This window comes from Rhodococcus sp. KB6, from assembly GCF_001445685.1.
Lineage (GTDB): Bacteria > Actinomycetota > Actinomycetes > Mycobacteriales > Mycobacteriaceae > Rhodococcus_F > Rhodococcus_F qingshengii.
Window position 1 is genome coordinate 1 of sequence record NZ_LNAK01000079.1, and the last position, 1451, is coordinate 1451.

Annotated in this window: 1 protein-coding gene; it reads right to left on the reverse strand. The window is 64.1% G+C overall.

Going from position 1 to position 1451, the window contains the following annotated elements; all coding sequences use genetic code 11:
* Nucleotides 1-7: 7 nt before the first annotated feature.
* A complete protein-coding gene (locus ASU23_RS12230) occupies nucleotides 8-1357 on the reverse strand; it encodes an IS30 family transposase (protein WP_253741318.1) in 1350 nt (449 codons plus the stop codon).
* Nucleotides 1358-1451: the final 94 nt, after the last annotated feature.

Consider the following 1451-nt stretch of genomic DNA (forward strand, 5'->3'; position numbering starts at 1 on the left):
GGCGTATTCAACCGGTCGAAGCAACACGTTGCTGTTGAACCGATCGTAGGTGTTCGTCCCAAGCTTCAGCGGGGGTTCGCCAATGGAGTCGTTTCCGTGGTCGGGTGTTGAGAGCATGGGCGACTGCCGCGAGGTCGTCGGGGCTCCATCGCGAGAGATCAGTCCCCTTCGGAAAATATTGGCGCAGTAGTCCATTCGTGTTCTCGTTGGTACCTCGTTGCCACGGACTGTGTGGATCGGCGAAGTAGACCTTCAGCCCGGTGTCGATGGTGAACTGGGCGTGCGCGGACATCTCTTTCCCACGGTCCCACGTCAGCGAGCGTTTGAGTTCGGCGGGCATCGACGCCAGCGCCTGTGCCAACGCTCTGTTCATCGACACCGCTCCGTATCCCGACAGTGCCGGCCCGTTCTTGGTGATCGGTTGCGCTCGCCACCCACGCTCCCGTGGCAAGTGCACGAGGGTGGTGTATCCGGTTGTGCGCTCGACGACGGTTCCGATTGCGGACCTGTCCGCACCGATGATGAGGTCACCTTCGTGGTGCCCGGCAATCGCACGGTCGTCGGCTTCTTCGGGGCGCTCGCTGATCAGTACGTCCGCACTTACGTGGGCCCAGGCAGCACGTTTCGCTCGTGCCCGCGGCATGCGCAGAGCACGGCCGGTGCGCAGGCACAAGATGAGTTCGCGGCGCAGGCCGCCGCGACCCTCGATGAACAGGGACTGGTAGATGGCCTCGTGGCTGATCCGCATGGACTCATCATCGGGGAAGTCGATCGGAAGCCGGTTCGAAATCTGCTCGGGGCTCCACGCTTTCACCCACCTGCGGTCCTGACGATGCGGCTTGTTCAAGCCCTTCCATTGCCGTTCGATCGGTCCGGCGACAGCATCGCCGCCCGGCATGGTGATCCGGCCCGAGAGTCGGTCCTCAACGTACTCGCGCAACCGCTCGTTGGCCGCGAGCTTGGCGGTCTTCGGGCGGCGGGCAAACAACTCGGCTTTCCAGTGCGCCACGCTGGCGCGATAGTCGAGCTTGCCTCCACGCGTGGCGGCGTTGCGCCGCAACTCCCGCGAGATCGTCGACGGGCTCCTCCCGATGGCACTCGCGATCGCGCGCACTCCGTGGCCGGTGGCGTTCAGGATCGCAATTTCCTCACGCTCTGCCAAAGAAAGGTACCTGCCTGCCGGCGCGGGCCATGAATACGGCGTCATCCCGCCAGCGTGCCGGAACCACCGCTGGCCCACCGGTTGTCCCACGCCGACAGCGTCAGCGGCTTCCCTGGGAAGCTTGCCAGTACTGATCTGCTCCCAAAAATCTCGTTCCTTCGACCGAGGATGGCCCGGCGCTCCGGGTGACCTCATCGGAGCCCTGCCCGTCACCTCCCGCACCCAATCCGATGGTCTGCCCACAACACCCTCCTGACCTCGAATGTTGCTTCCACCGATTGAGCCCAAT

What these genes read in the sequence shown, in the direction of transcription:
- ASU23_RS12230 (WP_253741318.1), bottom strand. Translation starts at nt 1,357, where the DNA reads ATGAGGTCACCCGGAGCGCCGGGCCATCCTCGGTCGAAGGAACGAGAT.